Source organism: Treponema bryantii, assembly GCF_900113965.1.
Lineage (GTDB): Bacteria > Spirochaetota > Spirochaetia > Treponematales > Treponemataceae > Treponema_D > Treponema_D bryantii_A.
In genome coordinates, this window is record NZ_FORI01000005.1 from 68233 (window position 1) to 91490 (window position 23258).

Annotated in this window: 22 protein-coding genes; 5 read left to right on the top strand and 17 right to left on the bottom strand. The window is 41.2% G+C overall.

Going from position 1 to position 23258, the window contains the following annotated elements:
- The first annotated feature begins 58 nt into the window (after nucleotides 1-58).
- Complete coding sequence (gene rny, locus BM161_RS07515) at nucleotides 59-1588, top strand: ribonuclease Y (protein WP_074931392.1); 1530 nt, start codon at nucleotides 59-61, stop codon at nucleotides 1586-1588.
- A 46-nt stretch (nucleotides 1589-1634) separates the two neighbouring features.
- On the opposite strand, the gene BM161_RS07520 is transcribed toward rny, so the two are convergent.
- The 13 genes from BM161_RS07520 to BM161_RS07580 all read right to left on the bottom strand — a co-directional run bounded on the left by BM161_RS07520 (nucleotide 1635) and on the right by BM161_RS07580 (nucleotide 15967).
- Entirely contained in the window at nucleotides 1635-2210 is a 576-nt protein-coding gene (locus tag BM161_RS07520; protein ID WP_074931393.1) for a hypothetical protein, read from the bottom strand.
- Between the two features lie 83 nt (nucleotides 2211-2293).
- On the bottom strand, nucleotides 2294-2746 hold the full coding sequence (locus BM161_RS07525; protein ID WP_074931394.1) for an ASCH domain-containing protein: 453 nt from the start codon (nucleotides 2744-2746) through the stop codon (nucleotides 2294-2296).
- Between the two features lie 3 nt (nucleotides 2747-2749).
- Nucleotides 2750-3040 (bottom strand): hypothetical protein, encoded by a 291-nt coding sequence (locus tag BM161_RS07530; RefSeq protein ID WP_074931395.1) that lies wholly within the window; start codon nucleotides 3038-3040, stop codon nucleotides 2750-2752.
- 40 nt (nucleotides 3041-3080) lie between these two features.
- Nucleotides 3081-3890 carry a hypothetical protein gene (locus BM161_RS07535; protein ID WP_074931396.1) on the bottom strand — a complete coding sequence of 270 codons (810 nt, stop codon included), beginning with the start codon at nucleotides 3888-3890 and terminating at the stop codon, nucleotides 3081-3083.
- Nucleotides 3891-3989: 99 nt separating this feature from the next.
- The gene (gene mmsB / locus BM161_RS07540; protein ID WP_074931397.1) at nucleotides 3990-5231 is read right to left on the bottom strand and encodes a multiple monosaccharide ABC transporter permease; all 1242 of its coding nucleotides are present in this window, start codon (nucleotides 5229-5231) and stop codon (nucleotides 3990-3992) included.
- 2 nt (nucleotides 5232-5233) lie between these two features.
- Nucleotides 5234-6781, bottom strand: coding sequence for a multiple monosaccharide ABC transporter ATP-binding protein (mmsA, locus tag BM161_RS07545; protein WP_074931398.1), 1548 nt, complete (start codon nucleotides 6779-6781; stop codon nucleotides 5234-5236).
- Nucleotides 6782-6876: 95 nt separating this feature from the next.
- Nucleotides 6877-7968, bottom strand: coding sequence for a substrate-binding domain-containing protein (locus BM161_RS07550; protein ID WP_074931399.1), 1092 nt, complete (start codon nucleotides 7966-7968; stop codon nucleotides 6877-6879).
- A 237-nt stretch (nucleotides 7969-8205) separates the two neighbouring features.
- On the bottom strand, nucleotides 8206-9252 hold the full coding sequence (locus BM161_RS07555; RefSeq protein ID WP_083425719.1) for a substrate-binding domain-containing protein: 1047 nt from the start codon (nucleotides 9250-9252) through the stop codon (nucleotides 8206-8208).
- A 3-nt stretch (nucleotides 9253-9255) separates the two neighbouring features.
- Complete coding sequence (locus tag BM161_RS07560; protein ID WP_074931401.1) at nucleotides 9256-10821, bottom strand: response regulator; 1566 nt, start codon at nucleotides 10819-10821, stop codon at nucleotides 9256-9258.
- Nucleotides 10814-12316: a sensor histidine kinase gene (locus BM161_RS07565; RefSeq protein WP_074931402.1), complete on the bottom strand. Its 1503-nt coding sequence runs from the start codon at nucleotides 12314-12316 to the stop codon at nucleotides 10814-10816. Before BM161_RS07565 ends, BM161_RS07560 begins: the two co-directional genes overlap by 8 nt.
- Nucleotides 12317-12323: 7 nt before the next feature.
- The gene (locus BM161_RS07570) at nucleotides 12324-13271 is read right to left on the bottom strand and encodes a sugar ABC transporter substrate-binding protein (RefSeq protein WP_074931403.1); all 948 of its coding nucleotides are present in this window, start codon (nucleotides 13269-13271) and stop codon (nucleotides 12324-12326) included.
- A complete protein-coding gene (locus BM161_RS07575; protein ID WP_244882740.1) occupies nucleotides 13252-15663 on the bottom strand; it encodes an AAA family ATPase in 2412 nt (803 codons plus the stop codon). The genes BM161_RS07570 and BM161_RS07575 overlap by 20 nt, the downstream gene beginning before the upstream one ends.
- The gene (locus tag BM161_RS07580) at nucleotides 15656-15967 is read right to left on the bottom strand and encodes an ATP-dependent Clp protease adaptor ClpS (RefSeq protein ID WP_074931568.1); all 312 of its coding nucleotides are present in this window, start codon (nucleotides 15965-15967) and stop codon (nucleotides 15656-15658) included. The genes BM161_RS07575 and BM161_RS07580 overlap by 8 nt, the downstream gene beginning before the upstream one ends.
- Before the next feature lie 102 nt (nucleotides 15968-16069).
- On the opposite strand from BM161_RS07580, the gene BM161_RS07585 reads away from it, so the two are divergent.
- A complete protein-coding gene (locus BM161_RS07585) occupies nucleotides 16070-16840 on the top strand; it encodes a rhomboid family intramembrane serine protease (protein WP_074931404.1) in 771 nt (256 codons plus the stop codon).
- Nucleotides 16841-16906: 66 nt separating this feature from the next.
- On the opposite strand, the gene BM161_RS07590 is transcribed toward BM161_RS07585, so the two are convergent.
- Nucleotides 16907-18049, bottom strand: a complete 1143-nt coding sequence (locus BM161_RS07590; protein WP_074931405.1) for an aldo/keto reductase — start codon at nucleotides 18047-18049, stop codon at nucleotides 16907-16909.
- A gap of 77 nt (nucleotides 18050-18126) precedes the next feature.
- Between BM161_RS07590 and BM161_RS07595 the strand changes: the two genes are divergently transcribed.
- Nucleotides 18127-18654: an NUDIX hydrolase gene (locus BM161_RS07595; RefSeq protein WP_074931406.1), complete on the top strand. Its 528-nt coding sequence runs from the start codon at nucleotides 18127-18129 to the stop codon at nucleotides 18652-18654.
- A 20-nt stretch (nucleotides 18655-18674) separates the two neighbouring features.
- On the opposite strand, the gene BM161_RS07600 is transcribed toward BM161_RS07595, so the two are convergent.
- From BM161_RS07600 to BM161_RS07610, 3 genes are read right to left on the bottom strand one after another with little or no spacing between them, the layout of a single operon-like run.
- A complete protein-coding gene (locus BM161_RS07600; protein ID WP_074931407.1) occupies nucleotides 18675-19499 on the bottom strand; it encodes a GNAT family N-acetyltransferase in 825 nt (274 codons plus the stop codon).
- A 13-nt stretch (nucleotides 19500-19512) separates the two neighbouring features.
- Complete coding sequence (locus tag BM161_RS07605; RefSeq protein ID WP_074931408.1) at nucleotides 19513-20316, bottom strand: methyltransferase; 804 nt, start codon at nucleotides 20314-20316, stop codon at nucleotides 19513-19515.
- A 17-nt stretch (nucleotides 20317-20333) separates the two neighbouring features.
- On the bottom strand, nucleotides 20334-20894 hold the full coding sequence (locus BM161_RS07610; RefSeq protein ID WP_074931409.1) for a GNAT family N-acetyltransferase: 561 nt from the start codon (nucleotides 20892-20894) through the stop codon (nucleotides 20334-20336).
- Nucleotides 20895-21451: 557 nt separating this feature from the next.
- Here BM161_RS07610 and BM161_RS07615 point away from each other — a divergent pair.
- Both BM161_RS07615 and BM161_RS07620 read left to right on the top strand, forming a co-directional pair.
- A complete protein-coding gene (locus BM161_RS07615; RefSeq protein WP_074931410.1) occupies nucleotides 21452-21928 on the top strand; it encodes an NUDIX domain-containing protein in 477 nt (158 codons plus the stop codon).
- Nucleotides 21929-22030: 102 nt separating this feature from the next.
- A complete protein-coding gene (locus tag BM161_RS07620; protein ID WP_083425722.1) occupies nucleotides 22031-23194 on the top strand; it encodes a helix-turn-helix domain-containing protein in 1164 nt (387 codons plus the stop codon).
- Nucleotides 23195-23258: the final 64 nt, after the last annotated feature.

The following is a 23258-nucleotide window of genomic DNA, read 5'->3' on the forward strand; positions in this document are numbered from 1 at the left end:
CTACTTATAGTATTATTGAATCTGAACTATTCTAAAAATTTTACAATAGGAGTGAAGTATGAACATCGTGTTGTACATAGTTCTCCCTGTTGCTGGAATTGTTCTTGGATGGATTATTCGCTGGATTTATGCCAGATTTCAATTAACAGCTTCTGAGCAGAAGGCAGAACGTGTAAAGCAGGATGCAATTCGTGAGGCCGAAGCACAGAAAAAAGAAATTTTGTTAAATGCAAAAGATGAGCTCATTCGTGAACGAAATCAGCAGGAGCGGGAAAACCGTGAACGCAGAGCCGAAGTGCAGCGCTTCGAAGCAAGGGTAAACAAAAAAGAAGAACTCCTTGATCAGCGTGCAGCGGAATTTGAAAAAAACGAAAAAGAACTTGCAGAAAAGAAAGCTGCAATGGTAAAAAAAGAAGAAGAACTTTCTAAACAGGAAGAGCTTTATCGTCAGGAACTTGAAAAGATCTCTGGTCTTTCTCAGCAGGAAGCAAAAGAGTTGATTATCAAGAACCTTGAGAATGACGCACGTCATGATGCACAGGCTCTTATCAACAAAATTGAGCAGGAAGCCCAGCTTACTGCCGAAAAGAAAGCAAAAGACATTCTTGTTACCACTATTCAGAGAATTGCACCGGAAACTACCAGTGACATTACAGTAGCCACAGTATCATTGCCAAGTGATGAGATGAAGGGACGTATTATAGGCCGTGAAGGACGTAACATCCGTACTCTTGAAACTCTCACAGGTGTAGATATCATTATTGATGATACTCCTGAAGCTGTTGTAATTTCATGTTTTGATCCGGTTCGCAAGGAAATTGCAAAGGAATCTCTTGAACGCCTTATTTCTGACGGACGTATTCATCCGGCAAGAATTGAGGAAATTGTTCAGAAGGTTACTCACGAAATTCAGAACAAGATTTATGAAGAAGGGGAGCGAGCACTTTTCGACCTTGGTATTCACAACATGAATACAGATGGAATCCGCGCTCTTGGACGCCTTTACTTCCGTACAAGTTACGGTCAGAACGTTCTTTATCATTCTAAAGAAGTTGCTATGGCTGCCAGCATGATTGCAGCAGAAATCGGTGCAGACCGTGAAATTGCAAAGCGTGCAGCTATTCTTCATGATATAGGTAAGGGAGCTGAAACAGATAGCGATCAGAACCACGCAGAAGTTGGTGCTGAAATGGCACGTAAGATGGGTGAAAGCCAGGTTGTTATTAATGCAATTGCTGCTCACCACAACGACGTTCCAACAGAGTCGCTTGAAGCTGTTGTTGTACAGATTGCAGATGCAATTTCAGCTGCTCGTCCTGGTGCACGCCGCGAAACAATTGATAACTATGTTAAGCGTCTTGAAAACCTTGAGGCAATTGCAGAAAGCTTCAACGGAGTTGAAAAGGCCTATGCTATTCAGGCAGGTCGTGAACTCCGCGTTCTTGTTAATAACGAGAAGGTTGCCGATGGTGATGTAAAGGAACTTGCACGTAATATTGCAAAGCAGATTGAAAATGATTTGCGATATCCAGGAAGAATCAGACTTACAATGATCCGCGAGACACGAATCGTGGAATACGCCCGCTAATCGGGTACATAAAAAAAATGACCGCCTCGGCGGTCATTTTTTTTGTCTAAAAGTTTGCTGCTAAATATAAAACAATCAGATTATCATAAGAATTATTGCCGCGGGGCATGAGGTTCCAGTAGCCGCCAAGAGAAGGCAGGTACTGAGATTTTCCTTCATGGGCAAAGTTGTATTCAACCTGAACCTTAAATCCGTTACCCCATGGAGTGGTGTCATTATATTCACCAATGCTTTCAACTTTGATATTATCAGCTCTAAAGCCAAGAGTGTAGGCAAGTCCAAGATTCAAGCCGCCAAGCCCCGGGTATACCTTTATTCCAAGCGGAAAGCTTACATGCAGTTTGCTCGATTTATCTGTAGCATTCCAGGTTATGTCCCAGAGAGTGTCATTTCCAAGATAAAAGCTGATCTGTTTAAGAACATTAAGATTTACAGAAACTAAACTGCCAATAATAACTCTGTTTCCTTTGTCAATTTCACTGCCAGTAGAAACAACAGAATTAGAACCGTAAATAGGAACTCCGGAAGTAAGCCCTGCAGAAAAACTGAAGAGGTTTTCTTTGGCAGAAAGGGTAGTGAAAGTAAAAAGAGTGATAAAGATAAATGATATATATTTTTTCATGATATTCTCCATAATAGTTTTCCTGAACTTGTTTCAGACTCTTTAATTATGTAGATTCCGAAACAAGTTCGGAATGACATTTGCTATTTGTAAATAACCTTAAAAGTCTGATATACAAGCTTTATATCCGGAGTAAACTCAAAGCCAAGAATTGCGCCTTCATCTTCCAGATATTCCTGTTTTCTTTCTTTCCACTGACCAAGATTTTCATCTTCGCCTTCGAGTTTTGCCATTTCCCAGGTAACTTCATTGAAAGGAACAATTTCTACAGACTGAGTTTCAATTACGCAGCGGGGATTATTCGCACGGTCTAGAACTACATAGAGTTCTCCAGATACAGGAAGAGGCTCCTGATCAATTGAGTAGGTTGCCCAGCTGGTAAAGAAGGCAGTTTTACGGTCTGTGAGAACAAGTGTAATCAGTTCATCACCAACAAAGCCTGTGGCTTCAAAATTAAGGTCTCCGGCACAGCGGTCTTCTTCGCTGCGACCAGTTTCTTTTATGAATTTTTCCCAGTATTCGTCAATATTTGTCATTTTCTAGTTCCGTTTAGCAAGCATAATTATAAAGGCAATAATATAACACAGGGCAGGTAATACAACACAAATCAATGTAGATACCGGAATGCCCCAGAGTCCGTATTTTGTTGCGGTAAGAACACCAAGTTCAATTAAAAGTTCGTAAACTAAAGCGGCATAGGTAAGAAGAAAGCCGGAAACCATAAAAGACCAGGCAGCTGTTCTTTTTTTAGACATTAAAAGAATTGCGAGAAAAGCAACAATTCCGCCGGTTATGAGTTTAATTATAAATAATAAAATTCTTGGTTCCATATTACCCCTCATTGTCATTATCGGGCTTGACCCGATAATCTTAATACTCAAAAGGTGAGTTTTTTAATTTTGTGAAAACTCCTTTGTCTGCTCCAAAAGGAACAATAGAAGGAGTATTGTATTCAGGGCTTATAAAAATGCCGCAATCCAGACAGTGAAGTGCAAAGTCCTGATATTTATCCTGAGGTACTTTTGGGAAAAGGTATGGGCCCTGGCGTTCCCAGTATTTTGTGAGAACAGTATCATAAATAAACCAGTCTTTTTCCTGGCGTTCCTGAAGAGCTTTAATCAGATTGTAGATAGAACGAGTATAAGCAACTTCCATTGAGTATGGAAGCTTTACAGTTCCACGAATCATAAGCAGCGAATCTGGATTTTCTTCTATTTTCTTTGTATCCAGGGCAAGCAGGAAAATAGATTCTGCCCATGGGAGTGGGGGAGTGAGAATAAGAGCTGGAATTTCTGAAATGTTGATTTTTTCGTTCTGTGCATTCCAAGGACGGTAAATGCTTGTTCCATCCTGAAAAACGGAAAGACCAGCTTCTAAGGCTGCTTTCTGAGATGGAAAACACAACACTGTACGGTCTGAGGCAAATAATTCACTTACTGCTTTCTGAAGGTTGTAAGAAGGCTTTTCTTCACAAATAAAACTTCCGTTCTGGCCGCGGGCAATAGTATTTTTCATCATAGTAAAAGCACTGCCACCTTCCCAGCCAAGAATTGCGCGTCCTGCTTCCTGATACAAATCAGTTACGCGAATCCCTTTTGCAGTGTATAAAAAACATCCCCGAGCGCGTCTAACAGCGCCATAGCGTTTATGAAGTTCAACAAATAATTCAGACTTATTCATAAGTATATTATAACAAAAAACTGCCGCAGTGTCTTATGTCTAACACTGCGGCAGTAAAGTTTACAAGAAGGACATCAATGTAACTTTAAAGAAGGCATTTTATTTGCTGGTTCGTTTTTTCTTTGAAACAACGTCAAAGATTACTGCACCAAGGAGGACCAAACCTTTAACTGCACGCTGCCAGTTCATATCGATACCGAGGATTGACATACCATTGTTCAATACACCCATAAAGATAGCACCGATAACTGCACCACCTACAGTACCTGTTCCACCGTATGCCGAAGCACCACCGATGAAGCAGGAAGCGATAGCATCCATTTCGTAGTTCTGACCAGCAGTTGGCTGAGCAGAGTTCATGCGGGAAATTGTTACGAGAGCAGCAACTGCAGAAATGAATCCCATGTTTGTATATGCAAAGAACATTACATTATCTGTGTTGATACCAGAAAGTTTTGCAGCCTTTGCGTTACCACCAATTGCGTAGAGGTAGCGGCCAGGAACTGTGTTCTGTGTAAAGTAAGCATAAGCAGCTACGATTATAGCAAGAAGAATGAGTACAACAGGAAGACCACGGTCGCGTGCAAGGAACTGACCAAGAATAAGGATTACAATTGAAAGTACACAAAGCTTTGCAATGAAAGAACCCTTAGAAGAAACAGTATAGTTATTCTTAATCTTCTTGCGGCGGCTTACGATTTCAAGAACAACGTAAGCAAGAATACAGATTGCTGTGATGATAAGAGTTACCATGAAAGTATACTTATCAACAAACTCATCAAAAATATCAAGTTCACCGAACTTTTCGATAGTAGCATCACTTGGATTTGGAAGGAAGCTTTCGAAGAGGTTACGATACTTATCTGGGAATGGAGAAATAGGTTTACCATCAAGAACGATAGTTGCAACACCGCGCCACAAGAGCATACCAGCAAGGGTAGTAATGAATGGTGGAATGTGTACGTATGCAATGAAGAAACCGTGGAAAGCACCAATCAATGTACCCATAAGGAGACAGAGACAGATAGAAAGCCAGATAGGCATTTCAAGAGTTACAATAAATACACCTGCAAGAGCACCAACGAGAGCTACTACAGAACCAACAGACAAATCGATGTTACCACCAGTAAGAATACAAAGAAGCATACCAGTTGCAAGAATTGCTACGTAAGAGTTCTGGCGGATAATGTTTGTAATGTTTGCCGGAGCAAAGAGAGAGCCGTGATCTCCGATTCTGATAAGAATCTCAAACAGTATCATTACACCAACAAGGATAAAAAGCATTGTATTACCCTTGAAAACTGATTTAAGGTTATCACCAATCTTATTTTTCTTTTCCATTTTTATTCTCCTAAATTAGCTGTTTTACCAGAATTGATAATCTCAGTCATAATCTTTTCCTGAGTAGCGTCTTTTCCGTTCATTTCTGCAATCATCTTACCTTCGTTCATTACGTAAATGCGGTCGCACATACCAAGAATTTCAGGCATTTCCGAAGAAATCATAATTACAGATTTTCCTTCTGCTACCATCTTATTGATGATACAGTAGATTTCGTACTTAGCACCAACATCAATACCTCTTGTAGGTTCGTCAAGAATCAGGATATCTGGTTCAGCGAAAAGCCATTTACCAAGAAGTACCTTCTGCATGTTTCCACCAGAAAGATTTCCAACGTCTTCCATTACAGTAGCGCACTTAGTGTGCATATCTTTTGCCATCTGCTCTGAATACATTCTTTCTTTATCAAAATCGAGAACAAAGTGGTTTGAAATCTTTTCAGGTTTTGCAGCTGTTGTATTCTTACAGATTGATTCAGAAAGAATAAGTCCGTTACCTTTGCGGTCTTCTGTTACATATGCAAGACCAGCTTTAATTGCAGATTTTACATTTGGGAAAGAAACTTCTTTGCCATTCATGAAAATCTGACCGTGGATGTTAGTACCATAAGAGCGTCCGAAAATACTCATTGCAAGCTCAGTGCGTCCTGCACCCATAAGTCCTGAGATACCAAGAACTTCACCTTTACGGAGGTTGAAGTTGATGTTATCGCAAACTTTGATTCCGTCAAATACAGGATGGTCTACACACCAGTTCTTTACTTCGAAACAAACTTCTCCAACATGTGGTTCTCGTTTCGGGAAGCGGTCTGTAAGACTACGTCCTACCATGGCAGAAATAATTGTATCTTCTGTAAAATTATCTTTTGCTTTATCAAGGGAAGTAATTGAAGTACCATCGCGGATAACAGTAATCTTATCTGCAACGTATGAAACTTCATTCAATTTATGTGAAATAATGATTGAAGTCATTCCCTGTTTTTTGAACTCAAGAAGAAGGTCAAGCAGGTGCTTAGCTTCTGTATCGTTCAAAGATGCTGTAGGTTCATCAAGAATAAGAAGTTTTACGTTCTTTCCAAGCGCTTTAGCAATTTCTACAAGCTGCTGTTTACCTACACCAATATCCTTAATTAATGTTTTAGATGAATCTTTTAAACCAACCATTCTTAAAAGTTCATCTGACTTATCAAAGGTCTCAGCCCAGTTGATTTTAGCTTTAGATCCTCTCTCATTTCCGAGGAACATGTTCTCACCGATTGTGAGAAGTGGAACAAGGGCAAGCTCCTGATGAATAATTACAATTCCTTTTGCCTCACTGTCCCTGATTGTCTGGAACTTACAAACTTCGCCGTTGTAGACAATGTCGCCTGTATATGTTCCATATGGATAAATACCACTCAGAACATTCATCAAAGTTGATTTTCCGGCACCGTTTTCACCACAAATAGCGTGAATCTCACCTTCTTCAACAGTAAGATTTACGTTATCAAGTGCTTTTACTCCCGGGAACAACTTTGTAATATTTTTCATTTCCAATAATGTTTTAGCCATTGGAACCCCTCTTTAAATACTTATAAATGAATTGTTATTAAAAAAGAACCTTTAGTGTAGAGCTAAAGGTTCTTTTCTAACTTAAGCTAGTTTAACTATTTAAGTTCAGCAGCTGTGTAGTACTTCTTGTTGTTTACAAGGAAGTCATAGCATGTATCGCTCAATACTTCTTCTGGAGTACAGAGGAATGAAGGAATGAATGATGTTGGATCCTGGAGGTTCTTTTCATTGTTGTTGTAGTCTGTAGTGTTGTTTACAGATACTTTCTTTCCTTCACCGATAGCCTGAATCATTTCAAGAACCTTTGCTGCAAGTACACGAGTATCCTTGAATACGTTCATAGCCTGAAGTCCCTTAATCATGTTCTTTGTGTTTGCGATATCGCAGTCCTGACCTGTGATAAGAGGGATGTTAGCAGCTGTATAACCAGCAGATACGAGAGCGTTTGTAGCACCAAGAGCTGTAGAGTCGTTTGAACAGAGAACTGCATCAAGCTTTGTTCCCTTTGGACCATACTTGTTTGATGTGATAAGGTTTTCCATTCTCTTCTGAGCCTCTTCTGTAGACCAGTTGAGTGTAGCAACCTGAGCTTTTGTTGTCTGGCCTGAGCGGCAAACAACTACTCCGCTGTCGAGGTAAGGTTTAATAACCTTCATAGCACCGTTGAAGAAGAAGTTAGCATTGTTGTCACCTGGATCACCAGTGAAGAATTCCATATAAGCTGGATCATCTTTTGTACGGTTCTTAAGGTTAAGAGCTCTTTCGAGGTACTGTCCCTGCATCTTTCCAACCAATTCGTTATCGAATGTAGCATAGTAAGAAACAGCTTTTGTATTCATGATAAGGCGGTCATAAGCGATAACCTGAATCTTCTTTTTTCTAGCCTGTTCAAGAACGTTTGAAAGTGAAGAACCATCAACAGCAACGATTACGAGAATCTTACATTTTCCTGTAATCATGTTTTCAATCTGTGATATCTGTGTTGGGATATCATTTGCAGCATACTGAAGGTCTACTACGAAGCCAGCTTTTTCAAGCTCAGCCTTCATATTAGCTCCATCCTGGTTCCAGCGCTGAAGGTCTTTTGTAGGCATAGAAACACCAACTTTTGTTCCCTTAGCAGACTTAGCGAATACTGCACCCATAAGAGTTGCAGTTGCCAAAAGAATAGCAATAATTTTTTTCATAAGAAAAAACACTCCTAAATTTTTTTTATGTAGAGCCAACGGCTCTTTTTTACAATTAGGAGTATAACGTAGCAAAAGGCCATAAATTCACGCAAATTCTTGAGAATTTTGCTATTTTCTTATTTTGTTTAGGGAAATCCCCCTAGGAAAATATGTGAAATCTATAAAATTTTGTGGTTTAAATTGTGCTAATGCTACGGTGGTTTCGATACGGCTCCGCTTACTCAACCACCGGGGTTATTCTTTGTAGACTGAAGCAGCTGAATGGAAGCCCGATTCAATGATGATTTTATCCAGATTGTATTTATCAACATGAACTGGTTCCAGCCAGACAGTAGGAATTTTTGCAAAACCATTATCTATAACACTGCAGCGGAAACGGCTCTCATTGATTTCTTCGTGTTTTGCAAGGTGTACGGCACACTCTGCGGCTACTTCTGCAAGCTGAATAATCGGTTTGTAGATAGTAAAGGCCTGTTTACCCTGCACAATGTACTGACAGGCAGAAATATCTGCATCCTGACCGCAGACAGGAATGTTTGTGTCCGGATAGTAGCGGTTAATTGCCTGAATAACACTTGCGGCTACAGCATCGTTTCCGCAGATGATTGCATCGGGGAAGGTGTCGCTTTTGAGAATACGTACCATTTCCTGGTAGGAAAGATCGTAATTCCAGCCATCAGTATAAAAAGTATGATTTATGTGAGCAGAAGTGTTACGGATAATGCGGTTTATTCCGTCCATTATGAGAATCATATTATAATCTTCTGAAGGACCAAGAATACAGTACCAGTTTTTACCATTTGCGCGGCGGAGCATTTCCTGCGCCATCTGTTCTCCAACCTTTTCACTGTCAATTGTAAGATAGAGGTTTACATCTGCATTGAGGGCAAGACGGTCGTAAGAGATAACAGGAATATTTTTTGCTCGGAGTTTTGCAACACTTTCAGAAATAGAGGTTGCTTCTTTTGGAAGAACAACTACACAATCTACATTGCGTTCAAGAAGGTACATAAGCTGGCGGTTCTGTTCTTCGATATTGTTGCCGGCGTTCTGAACAATTACGTCCGCGCCCATCTCCTTCACCTTGTTAATAAACACATCGAGGTCGCGCTGCCAGCGCTCAATAGCCAGCGTGTCGATTGAAAAGCCGATAGTTATAGGCCGAGCCGGGGCCGGCGAAGGCTGGCGGACCGTAGAAGCAGCTTCCTGTTTTTTGCAGGAAACGGTGAGTGCGAGGCACACAGCAAATAGGAGAACCACTCGTAAATACTTTTTTAACATTTTTTATTTTACCTTCCTGTATTCTTTTGGGGAAAGACCATATTTTGTTTTAAATATTCGGCTGAAGTAGTTCTGATCGTTATAACCAACCTCAGCAGTAATTTCTTTAATTGAAAGACTTGTTTCAGAAAGCAGCTGACGTGATTTTTCAAGCCTCTTATCTGAAATAAAGTTGATAAAGGTTTCGCCTTTTTCTTCTTTAAAAAGTTTACTTAGATAGAAAGAACTAACGCCAACAAAGTCTGCCGCAGTTTCCAGAGAAATGTCCGAAGAAAGATTTTCATCAACATAAGCGCAAACCTTTTTGATGATAGGATTTTCTTCTGCCTTCTTTACGCTTGAAACCGCCTGAGTACATTCCATCAAAAACTTCTGTGCAAACTCTTTAATTAGCTTTGTGTCATTGATAGTACTCATAGTTGCAAAAGCATTATCAAAGGTTTCGCTTGTAAAGGTTTTATTCTGCTCGTGAGTAGCGTTATTTGCTGTTACAATCAGTTCAAAGAAAGCGTTTTTGATTTTGTCGATGGCAAGCTTCTGCGCAATGAGTTCAGAGGTAAAAAGTTCAAGAAAGGATTTTACACCGTTAGAGTCGCCAGAAGAAAGCTTGTTGATAATCTGATTTTTGAATTCGTTGGTACTTGCTTTTCTGGAGAGGGTGTTCTGTGCTGATGAATAGGTAATGCCGTCGGTAAAGATAAGGCCGCCGTCGTTAGAAACCTTATTAAGAGCCGAAAGCGCCTCGCTATACGAAGCCTGAAGCTTGCTTTTATCAGAAAAAACAGAACTTACTCCGGCCCGAATACCTGCTGTAATATTATAACTGAGTGAAGTGTAGAACTTTTTAATCTGTTCCTGAATCTCACTGTATTCCGGGTTTTCGGAAAAAATCGGAAAGTATACAACGATGCGGTTCATAATAAAACTACTTACAAGACAGCGGTGTTCAGTGTTCAAAAGCTCGTGGATTTTTAGGTAAGTGCTGTACTGGTTATCAGAATTAATATTCGGGAATTCAAAACAGCAGAAAACCCACGGATTATCTGTAAGATTAAAATAATCAAGATATGAAGAAAGGTCGATGGATTTTTCGTTGTTGTAAATGCAGGCGTAGATGAAGTCGTTTTCAATCATCGGAGAAACAAGGTCCAGCTTTTTATGAAGCTCCATATCTGCAGAAAGCTTTCCCTGTTTTTCCTGAACCAGCTGCATTGCACCGCGGATAGTTTCTATTACAACGTTACGATTTACAGGCTTTGTGATGTATTTATATGCGCCAAGGTTAATTGCTTCCTGGGCATATTGAAAACGGTCAAAAGCACTAAGAATTACAAAAACAATATTCGGCTTAAGTTTTGTGATTACGCTAACAGTTTCAAGTCCGCTCAGGCCCGGCATGTTGATATCCATAAAGATGATATCGATATTTTCTTTCATAACGATTTCGATTGCTTCTGTGCCGGAAAGGGCAGTGAATACCTTCATTTCATCAGCAAAGTTTTTGTTGATGATAAAGGAAAGAGAATCAATTACAATCTGTTCATCGTCTGTTACTAAAATATTAAACATGCTTTGGAATCCTGATTATAAACTTTGTGCCGCCACCTTCGGCATCTGTAATGTCAAAAAGGTCATAGCGATGAAACTGAAGCTGCAGTCTCAGGAAAACGCTTATAAGACCTGTTCCGTTATGTGTGGAATTGTCGTCCAGAACATCATCCGGCAGACGGGTTGTGCCTGCCATAACTGCCTTGAAAACAGCATCTCTGGTTTTTTGTGGCATTCCTTCACCATTATCAGAAATACTAATGACAATATTTTTTTCTTCTACAGAAACTTCAAGGGAGATAATTCCCTTTGCGTTTTTTAATCCGTGCTTAATGCAGTTTTCTACCAGCGGCTGAAGCGTCATGGAAGGAATCTGCTGTGGAAATGTACCCTCAGGAATATTTTTGATGAATTCCAGACGGTTTCCAAAACGCACCTTCATTATGTAAACAAAATTATCTACTAAAGCAAGTTCTTCGTCAATTGATACAGTGCGGCTTTGCTGCTGAATGTTGTAGCGGAAAAAGTCTGCAACCTGCTCAATAAAGTAACAGGTCTTGTCGGCGTTTTCCATCATAGCAAGCTGGGCGCCTGTATTCAGAGTGTTGAAAAGGAAGTGAGGGTTAATCTGGTTCTGAAGAGCGCGGAGCTGGGCATCTGTATACAGAGCCTGCATTTCAATTTCCTTTTCCTTAAGTTCAGCTTCGGTACGGGCTTTTTCCCAGATTGTATCAATGTATTCACGGATACTGATAATCATTCGGTCAAAGGCTTTGCAGATATTTCCGATTTCATCATTTGATTCGCGGTTGAAAAGAGGAACATCAAAGTTACGGCGGGCAACCTTATGAGCAACTTCAGAAATCTCAACCAGAGGTTCCATGATGGAAGTGATTGTGATGTAGAGTACAAAGAAAATCATCACAGAAAAAACAAGGAAGAATACAATACCAAGAGTATTTGAGATTACGATTTTAGACTGGTTTGCATCATAGCGTTCGGCGTTCTGCTGAAGGCGAAGATTGTTTAATTCAAGAACCTGCGAAATCAGATAGTTGTAGCTGTCCATTGCATAGGTGTAATTTTTCTGAATTTCATCTTCGTTATTTGCACGGCGGGCAGAAATTGCAAGATTACTATAGTAGAGAAAGGCTTCTGTAAGCTGATGAACGATATACTCTTTATGGGCAACGTCATTTTTAGAAGGAAGCTCCTGAAACTTTTCAAAATAATCTTCTATTTTGGTGCGTGCATTATAATAGGCATCAATACTTTCAAAGGTGCGGTAATTTACATAATCTTCCATTGCCTTTTCTGTTGTTGTTACGGCCTGAGAAAAATGTGTAAGCTCAGAGTTTGATTTGTAGGAATCGCCAAGGTTGCTCATTGAATAAAGGGAAAGTCGCATTGTTGTAAGAAGGCTTGCAACGAGCATAAGAATTGCAATTCCAATACACATCATGATTCGCCAGCGGAGACTTTTATTTCTGATGTAGTTGATAGGATTGAACTTCATCTTTGCCTCACCGTGGTGAATTAGTGATAATCACATCTGCTGTAATATAAGAGTTTGCGTAACCCTTTGTGCGGTATTCAAACAATTCCCGAATTGCAGTTTCTCCGATTTTTTCTGTGTCGAGAGAAACAAGCTTTTTTATCCAGCCTTTTTGAAGATAAAGCTGACACACTTCGTTTCCACCAAAGCCGATGAGCTTGTAGCTGTCCATGTCAAAGCCTTCTGAAAGAATCTGTGCGGAACTGATAGTTTCATCTTCTGTAAGAGCGATGAAAATATTATTCTGACCTTCCAGTGTAAAAGTGCGGTCAATGGTTTCGATTGCTATTGTTGTGATTGTCTGATTGTCCTGAAGCGCTGCCTGAATACTGTTGATGAGGTTGCTTGAACTCATGCTCTCAGGATCATCCAGAATAAAAATGTTTCCACCGTCCGGTAAAAGTGACTGGGCTTCGTCTGCAATCTTTTTACCGAGCTGCCAGTTGTTGATTCCGATGTAGGAAATCTGCTGAAGGTTAGGTGAGAACTGGCCGGTTGTAATGAGCGGAATTGCCGGAGCATCTGAGCGGGTAAGAATCTGCGGTGTGTCGTCCGGAGAATCAATAAAGACGATTATGCCATCTGCGTTCATAAAGGAGCAGTAGTCCATAAGATTTTGCAGTGACTCTGTATCTGCCTGCGACTTTGGAACGTGAAGATCTACAATGGTTTTATAGGAAGGGGCAAGCTTTGAAGCACCCTGATAAACTTCTGAAAGAAAGCTCTGATTTTCGTAAGTGCCGGTAATGATTACATGATAAAGACAGTTGTCTGCAATGTTGTATTCATTTTGATTCTGGATTCGTGCACGAGAAGAAAGAAAAACAGCATAAAAGATTATTGTAAAAATGAGGATTGCCGTGAATGAAGAAATCAAGAGAACCCATTTTATGAGCCTAGCTGTTTTTTTGTCCATAAGTGAAGGTTAGTCCGTTTTTTAATTTTGTTGAATTCTTGTAATCTACTGTAACGGCTCCGCCCTTTTCGAGTTTTCCGAAAAGAACTTCATCAACAAGATTATTTGCAATTTCTTCTTCAACAGTGCGGGCAATATTACGTGCACCAAATTCTCTTGAATAGCCGAGTTCTGTAATGTATTCAACTGCATGGTCTGTAACAGTAAGATGAACTTTCTTTTCTTTCATGCGCTGAGAAAGACGGTCAATCTCCTTGCGGCAAACCTGCTTTGCAACTTCAATATCAAGATAATTAAACGGAATAACGGCGTCCAGACGGTTACGGAATTCAGGAGGGAACTCGCGGCTTACGGCATCTTTGAGAGAGGCTTCGATATTAGACGGTGTGTCATCGCCAAAACCAATGCTGCCTTTTTCAATGTCGCGGGCACCGGCATTACTTGTCATGATGATAATGCAGGAACGGAAGTCTGCCTTGCGTCCCTGATTGTCTGTAAGTTGACCGTAGTCCATTACCTGAAGGAGAACGTTATATATGTCTTCGTTTGCTTTTTCAATTTCGTCAAAAAGAATTACGGCACGTGGATTCTTGCGAACGTCTTTTACAAGCTGACCACCTTCTTCAAAGCCAACGTATCCCGGTGGAGAACCAACGAGGCGGCTGACTGTATGCTTTTCCTGATATTCACTCATGTCGTAGCGGAGCAGCGGCTCTTTGAGAATATTAGCAAGAGTTCGTGCGAGTTCTGTTTTTCCGCAGCCGGTAGGGCCCACGAAAAGGTAACAGGCTTCCGGCTTTTCTGGGGCGCGGAAACCGGCACGGGCGCGCTTAACGGCCTTGCCCAAAGTGGTAACGGCAGTGTCCTGTCCGAAGATACTTTGCGAGAGCGAGGCTTCTATTGAGCGCAGCGCATCTTTTTCTTCGCCGCGGAGAGCTTCCAGCGGGACCTTGGCGATGCGTGAGGTAACGCGGCGGATGACGTCTGTTGTGATACGGGCCGGCGAGGTCGCGGTGGCGATGAGGCCGGGGTGTGAGACGGCGGTGGTGGCGCCGGAGGCGCCAGAAGCGCGCGCGGAAGGCCAGCCGGTAAATCCGCCGGACTTCAGGATGTGCTGGTATGAGCCGGCTTCATCAATAATATCAATTGCCTTATCCGGCAGGCGGCGTTCTGGTAAAAACTGAACCGAAAGCTTTACAGCCTCTTCAACCGCTCCGTCTGAATAAACGGCATTGTGATGCTTTTCATATTTTGGAATAAGCCCTTTGATAATCTGAACGGTTTCCTGAGGAGTAGGTTCAATAATATCAATTTTCTGGAAGCGGCGTGCAAGGGCGCGGTCTTTTTCAAAATTCTTTGAGTATTCTTCAAAGGTTGTTGAACCAATGAACTTTACTTCTCCTGAAGAAAGAACCGGCTTTAAAAGATTTGCCGCATCAACCTGGGTAGAACCGTTTGAACCGGCTCCCATAATCATATGAATTTCATCTATAAATAAGATAGATTTTTTCTTTTCTTTAAGCTCGTCAATTACAGAGTGAAGTCTCTCTTCAAAATCTCCACGGAACTTTGAACCTGCAAGCAGAAGTCCAATATCGAGCGAGTAAATTGTGTAGCCTTTAAGAAGATCTGGAACCTGACCGTTCACAATACGCTGAGCGAGTCCCTGTGTGATTGCAGTTTTACCAACACCGGCATCTCCGACATGCAGCGGGTTATTTTTAGTTCTACGGCACAGAACCTGAATTGTCCGCTCAATTTCTTTTTCACGGCCAACAAGAACATCATAAGCGCCTTTAGAGGCAAGCTCTGTCATGTTAATGGCAAAACGCTTGAGTCCGCCGGTATTGTTTGAACCGATACCTTCCGGCCCCGGCTGTCCCTGTGGCTGTTGTATTCCGCCGCGTTTTGGAGGGCGCACCTTTGTTATGTTTTCGAGCAGCTTAAGACGTTCAACACCACTGATTTTCAGGAAGTATGAACTGTAGTTCTTACTTTCATCATACATGCTCAAAAGAATGTCTGTAATATCAATCATATCTGAATCGCACGAAATACAGTGGAAAACGGCGCGGTTCATCATTGACTGAAAACCTGCAGACTCAACAGGTGCTTTTATGATTTCTGGATTAGCGTCTTCTGAAATAACTGGAAGTTTAGTTGTAAGATAATTGCTTACTTCGGCCTTGAGTTCCTTTATGTCACTGCCACTGTTTGTAAGCAGCTGTTCAACAAATTCATCTCTTATGGCAGTGGCAAGCACATGCTCCGGGGTGAAAAATTCGTGATGAAAATCTTTTGCAACTAAAAGTGATTCTGACAGAATGCGGCTGAGCATGGTACTCACCTTCATCTGCTTTATGTTGCCCTGAGGTTTTTCCTGATTACTCAACTTCTACCCTTAACGGAAATCCGTTTTTTCGTGCTGCCTGTAAAGTAAGGTTAGTGCGTGAGACAGCAATATCGTAAGTATAAACGCCAACAACAGAAGAACCTTCCTGATGCACTGTCTGCATCAATTCTTCTGCTTCGCTATGAGACTTGTTAAAAATAGATACAAGAACGTCTACGACAAATTCCATTGTCGTAAAGTCATCATTATAGAAGACTACTTTGCGTTCCGGTGGCAGCATGATAGAAGCATCTTCTGCAACTCCACTGCCAGCCTGTGATATCTGATTGCTGTAATCGCTCATACGTATAATATAACATAAAAATGGCTGATAATCCATAAAAAAATCCGGTGGTTGAGCCTGTCGAAACTACCGGATTATGCTTATCTGTGTTATAATAATCCTATGGCTAAGAAAAAGTTTAAATTTAATCTGAAATTTTCGTATGATGCACCGGTCACATTGTCTTTTGTGATTATTTGTGCACTTCTCTTCCTATTAAATACCCTTGTAATCAAAAATGGTGCTCTGGGAAAGATTCTTGCCTCTCCGACAACTCAGGCCGGGGCTCTGCCTTTCATTGTAAAACAGCCGGTCTCATATCTTAGACTCCTGCTTTATATTTTTGGTTCTGGTGAGGTTAACAACTTTATCACTTATATCCTTATAGTTCTGCTGCTGGGACCTGCAATGGAAGAACGTTATGGTTCTGTAATTATTGGAATTATGATTTTTGTAGCAGCGCTTTTTTCCGGGGTTTTGAATGCCTGCTTCTGTGTAGAAAGTCTGACTGGTCCTGTTCCTGTTGTGTGTATGATGATTTTTCTGACGGCTTTTATGTCTTTTTCTAATAAGACTGTTCCAATCACCTTTTTGGCGACAATCATCTTCTTTGTATATTTTTCTATAACCAGCGGCATTGGTGCTGTTCGTCTGATTATCTGTATTGCCGGTGGCTTATGCGGAAGTCTTTTTGCTTTTCTTACATCACCTAAGGTAAAGTCTGCAAAGAAAAAATCTGATGGAGCTGGTGGCCGTTCAGGTGGCCTTCTTAATCGTGCTGAAAAAATTGCTTACGCCGAAGAACTTGACAGCCAGAGCCCAAGAAATAAAAAGAAGCGTGATTCTCTGGATGATGATGATGAAACCACTGTTGTGGGAACTTTGAGGTTTTAGAATATGAAAAGCATACTTATTAAAGATACCACTCGCTAAGAACGCGAACAGCTTTGTTCGTAAGGATTAACATCCAAAAAGTTCTGCGGCCTTTTTCATGCGTTCTGCAATCTTTACTTCAAAAGGACAACGGCTTTCACAAGACTGGCAGGCTATACATTCGGCGGCTTTGTGAGGAATGAGCTCGTAGTGTGACTGAATGCTTTGTGGTACCGCCGGCTGCTGTTTTGCAAGGTCGTAAAATTTATTTACCATGGCAATATCAATATTTGACGGACAGGGCTTACAGTGACCGCAGTAAGTGCACTGACCCTTGTAGGAATGATAAGGAGCATTTGCAAGAACAGAGGCATAGTCTTTTTCGTCAGCACTGGCATTTTCGTAGGCTACGGCCTGGTCAATCTGAGCTGTTGTATCGTAGCCGCACAAAATGGAAGAAACTGCAGGTCTAGTCAAAGCATAATGAATGCATTGGGTTGGTGTAAAGGCAACTCCAAAAGGAGAGTTTTTTGCATCAAAAAGCTTGCCGCCCAAAAAGCCTTTCATTACGGTTATGCCCACATCATTTTCTTCTGCAAGCCGGTAGAGTTCTGCACGCTGGGGGGCAATGCCTTTCATGTTATCCTCGTACCAGCCGAACATCTGCATAAGATCATCGCTTGGTGGCTGCATGTCAAAGGCCGGATTTATGCTGAACAAAATCATTTCTACAAAACCAGAAAGGACTGCTCGTTTAGCCATTACAGGGTTATGAGTGCTCAAGCCTATGTGGCGGATTATTCCCCGGGTGTGAAGGTCTTTTACATAATCAATAAAGGGTCCTGTCATGCTGTTATTCCAATCTTCTTCAGAGTCTACGTAGTGAATCATCCCAAGGTCAATGTAGTCGGTTTTAAGGCGGGCAAGCAAATCTTCAAAAGCAGGCTTTACAAACTTCATGTCTCGGCTGCGTACATACTGCCCATTCTGCCAGGTAGAGCCAAGGTGTCCCTGAACATACCATTTGTCGCGGGAGTCTTTTATAGCTTCTCCAATTATATCGCGCGATTTTGGATCAGGCATCCAGCAGTCGATGATGTTTATTCCAAGGCTTTGGGCGTACTTTATAAGCGCAACCGATTCGTCAAAGTCGTGTCTTTCCAGCCATTCGCCGCCAAAACCAATTTCGCTCACCATGAGATTTGTTTTTCCAAGTCGTCTTTTGTTCATAAGTGGGTCTCCAAAATCTATGATTTTAGTATATATCTCACCTGCTTTTTATGCTAGAATCAAAAAAGGATTTTTATATGGAAAATAAAAAAGAAATCAATGATATCCGCATTGGTTACCCGGACTGCTGTTTTATGGCAGATGATAACTGGTTCCGCTACAGGACAGGCGCCCTTATAATTGAAGACGGCAGTTTTCTTGTTGTAAAAAGTGAAACTTCAAAATATTTTTACACGGTTGGCGGCGGTGTGCACATGAATGAAAAATCGGAAGAATGTATTGTGCGCGAAGTAAAAGAAGAAACCGGAGTTGATTACGAAGTTGACCGTCTTGTTGTAATCTGCGAAAACTTTTTTAAGGAAAAAAATCTGGGTTATGATCCCCTCCGCTGTCATGTAATTGAATTTTATTACCTTATGAAAAGCCGGGGCAAAAAGGATGCCATGTGTACAAGTGTCGGCTGGGATAATGCCAAAGAGTCCATTCACTGGATTCCGCTGGACCAGCTGCCGGAGACTGATGTAAGACCTGAGTTTTTGCGCACCCGCATAAAAGAGATTTTAGAAAATAAGGGCGTGCTTCACATTGTAAATGATGAAAGATAATTAAGCACGGCTGCCTTTATTTATGCCCCAATTGTGCAAAGCTTTCCACGCAGGATGTAGCCGATTTTTTCGTAGCAGGCATTTGAAGCAGCGTAATCTGCATCGGTGTAGAGCATAGGGAGATAGCCTTTGTCCTGTGCGATTTTTGTTACATGATAAACAAGATTTTCTGCATAATGACGGCGGCGATATTCAGGGCGGGTGTAGACAGCTCCAAGAGAAGCAAGCTGGTCGTTTGGACGATAAATGCAGCAGCCAACATTTTTCTCTTCTGAGTTTTTCCAGAAATAATAAAGGCCGTCTTTTATTCCCTGCTCAATTTTTTTGAGCGCTTCGTCTTTGTCTGACATGGGAACATTGGTTTCTTTGTGAAAGTCACAGGTCATTTCAAAAAGCTCATCAAGGTCGGCTGCCTGGCACTGCCAGAGTTTGCCGTCAATGCTTGTGGCAGAAGCCGGTTGCAGCGGCTTTGGATTATCATAAGCAAACATATTTTTTTTGATTGAAAGCTTTGGGAGGTGCGGGGAGGCAGAACTTTCCTCTGCTGTTTTCTTGATAAAAAATTCTGCAAGTTCGTATTTCATGTTAAAAGTGTGGCTGCCATCAAGGTAGCCTTTTTCTTTCATAAGCTGGTAGGCCTTTTTCATTTCTTGGGGAGTTGCATCGTCGGCTGTCCAGATCCACACAGGAAAAGGATTTGAACTAAGGCAGATGATAAGCCTCTGGTGGTCGCTTAGAATGAGTTCGCAGGGAAGAGCAAGAATCCTTTTTAAAACAAAGAAGGTAAATCTGTCTTGTTCTAAAAGCTTAAAATCGCGTTCGTCTGCAAAAGTGTCTATGGTCATAAGGGCCTCCTTTTTAGGCTTCCGGCTTTTTTGCCAGATACATAACATAAGTGTCATTAAAGATTATCTTGTTACCGTGGTCTAATACAGCCTTGTGAAGGCCTTCAAAAAACTTTGTTTTGTATGGCTCGGCAATTACCATATGGTCGCAGTGGGTGCCGCTAAAGGCAACGTATTCGTCGGCAGTCATTTTGCGTTTGCCGTAAAAATCGCGTTCTTCAAAATCTACATAGCCGTAATTTGTGGCGTTCTGATAATGGAAGGAGCGGTGAGGATAGGGAGTCTCCGGCTTAAAGTATGCATCATAGACTTTCTGAATGTCATCGTGAAGGGCCGGATTTGTGCTTTTGTATTCAGATTTTGTGAGCAGCATTGCAAGGGTGCCGCCGGGTGCAAGAAGGTCGTAGGTTTTTGAAAAGGCGATTTCTTCCGGAATCCACTGGATTGTAGCGGCGGAATAGATGAGGTCGAACTTGCGGATGTCGCCGATGCTGTCAGCGTTGTTATTACTGCCTAACATGTCGCTGAAATCATGCGTGATAAAATCATCATTTACAATATGAAAGTTTGGGCGGTCGCCATATTTTTCTTTCATCTTTGCATAAAGATGTTCGCCAAGCTCGATTGCATTGTAGTAGCAGCCGGTGTTCAAAATCGGCTCGGTGGCCTGGCCGGTTCCTGGTCCTATTTCCAGCACTTTTTTACCCGGCCCGATTTTTGCATAAGCAATCAGGTTGTCAAAAAGCTCCTGACTGTAGCGTGGGCGAAACTTGTCAAACTGCTCAGGGATTGTGTCAAAGATTTTTCTGAATTCCATTTTTTAATTCTCCGTTTTTATTTATAAATCCAGTAGCCGTTAAAGGCGACACCATCTTTTGCCACAAGCAGTTTATCTGTTTTTTCAAAACCAAAGGCTTGTGCGGCAACGGCTCTTTCAACTGCATAAATAGGAATCTTAGTAGCGACCTGATTACAATCAAACATTTCAAAGGCGTGTGGAGTTATCAGTGACATGATTTCTTTCATTTCCTCTGCTTTTTCATAAGAACTGCCGACATCAAGTCGCAGAATACCAGATTCATTAAAAGGGTCATCAGAAAGTCGTTTGAAAAGCTCTATTGTACCAATGGCTTTGCCTGTAGACTTTTCAATAATCGCCCAGCGGACAAACCATTTTTCTTTATAAGAATAAAGCCAGAAATCAATAGCCTTATTCATAAGTTCTTTTGTGTGATAATAAAAATTATCGCCGTCGCAATTGTCACTGTTGAAAAAAGGGAGTGCATTTTTGTCGCTATAAACCTGCAGCAAATCATCAGCATCAGATTTTTCCACAAAGCGCAAAAGCCATTTTTCATTTTCAAAGGTCGGACATTTTTCGTAAACGTTTTTCATGATTTTATTATACTACATAAAAAGTGAGTTTGCGAGGTGTATTTGGGCGTTCCCGGGCACTCCACTTCGTTCCGTGTCCGGTCGCTACGTCCGCAGTTCCGCTTTCGCTTCAGCCTCCTCAAAAAGGGTAGTTTCGACAAGCTCAACCACCCTTTTTTGCGGTGGCCCGCTTCGCGGCTGCTCCCATCGCTAACGCAGTTTAAAAAAATTACAAATCTACCTACAAAATTAACAGTTTCTACATTTTTGTAGGTACTTTTTCAAAATCACAAAACTAGGTGTACCTACAAAAATAACAATAATCCACATTTTGTAGGTTGCAACCTAAGCTATGTAACAATAGAAGTACCTACAAAACATAATGTTTCCTCGATTTTGTAGGTAGTCACTAGTTTCCAGAATAAAATACCAACCTACAAAATGTGCATTTTAGTACTTTTTGTAGGTATTTTTGGCAAAAACATAATTACAGGGTACCTACAAAATAGCCAGTTTTAAATATTTTGTAGGTCACCCCTTCTATATACAAACAATTTCAAATTCTTTATCCTAAAATTATGGAAGAAAACCCAAATTACAAAAATCGAAGCGTCGCAATTGTAATCCGCGACGGAAAAATCTTAATGGAAAGGCTCTGCTACAAAGACGCCAATAATGGCAAGGAGTTCTTTTCGGTGCCAGGCGGTGGCATAGAAGAAGGTGAGCCTCCCGAACAGACAGTTCTTCGTGAACTTAAAGAAGAATGCGGGCTCGACGGTACAATTGTAAAACCTCTCGCCGTAATCTATTCTCACGGAAGAAAAGAATATTCATTTGAAGTTGCAGTTCCAGATGACCAGCAGGCAATTACAGGCTACGATCCCGAAGAGGCCGGCTCTGACAATCCTCCTCTCAGAGAAGTTGTCTGGAAGAGCCTGGACGAAATTAACGAAAAAGACCGGGCCTTCCTTTTTTCCTATGGGCTCATTCAGGTTCAGGATTTTTACCGGACAATTGTCGGCTGGGGTGATGAAATCTCTTATCCGGGAAAGTAGGAATGCTACGTAGATGCTGGCGATGGTGCAAGTGATAGACAAAAGTTTCTGCTTTGCAAAAAAAGTCGAGAAAAGCATTTCAATCAGGCATATAATAAAAATATGTTCAGTGAAAAAGAAGAAAAAGTTTATGAGCTTCAGAAGTTTATTCTGTCTCATCTTTATGAAAAATTAACTCTGGAAAATCTTGCAGCCCAGGTGGGCTTGTCTGAATGGCAGTGTTACAGAAGTTTTAAGGAAGCAGCCGGAATAAGCATTGCAGATTATATCCGTCGGGCAAGACTTTCAGAAGCGGCAAGAAAACTTAGGGAAGAAAAAAAGAAAGTTCTTGATGTGGCTCTTGAAGCGGGCTATGACAGTACAGATGGATTTCAGAGGGCATTCTTTTCAGAGTTTGGATGTAATCCTGCGGAATATGAAAAATCAGATATTTCAATACTGAGCTATGTTCCTTATGACATTAAGTACCGCAGCAAGGATTTATACAAAGCAGAAAGCGGCAGACTGGATAAGATTCAGGTTGATAACGGCAAGGTCTTTGATTTTGGAAAAACTGCTGAATACTACGGCCGCTTCAGAGATATTTATCCGCAATCACTTTTTGATAAATTGTATTCTCTTGGAATTGGAAAAGCCGGAACAAAATGGCTGGACCTTGGAACAGGCACAGGCGTCTTTCCAAGAAATCTCTATCAATATGGAGCTGATATAACTGCAACAGATATTTCGGAAGAGCAGCTTGAAATTGCAAGAAATCTTTCGTTAGGAATAGATAATATTCATTATGAAAAAGTGGCTGCAGAAGAACTTAATTATCCTGAGCATTCTTTTGATGCAATTACAGCCTGCCAGTGCTTCTGGTATTTTAATCCCGAGCTTATAGTTCCAAAAATAAAATCACTCATTAAAAAGGGGGGCATCTTCTTAAAGCTTTATATTTCATACTTGAAAGAAGAGCCTGTAACTCAGGACAGCAACGCACTAATCAAAAAAATCAATCCATCCTGGCATGGGGCAGCGAGTGCACTTGAAGATTTACGCCGCCACTATTTTGAAAATCCTCAGCTAGAAACTTTCATTACAGAAATCCCATTTACCCGCGAAAGCTGGCATGGACGAATGCTTGCAAGCCGCGGAGTGATGGCCAGTATGAATGAAGAAGAGCTGCTTCAGTTTGATAAAGAACATCGTGCTATGCTTGATGAAAAATACCCGGAAAAGTTCAGCATAAAGCATAAAATCTTTTTGACCTGGTATAGATTTTGATGTTGATAATTATGAAGAAATAAAAAACAGCAGAGCCTTTCGACTCTGCTGTTAGGGTTTATAT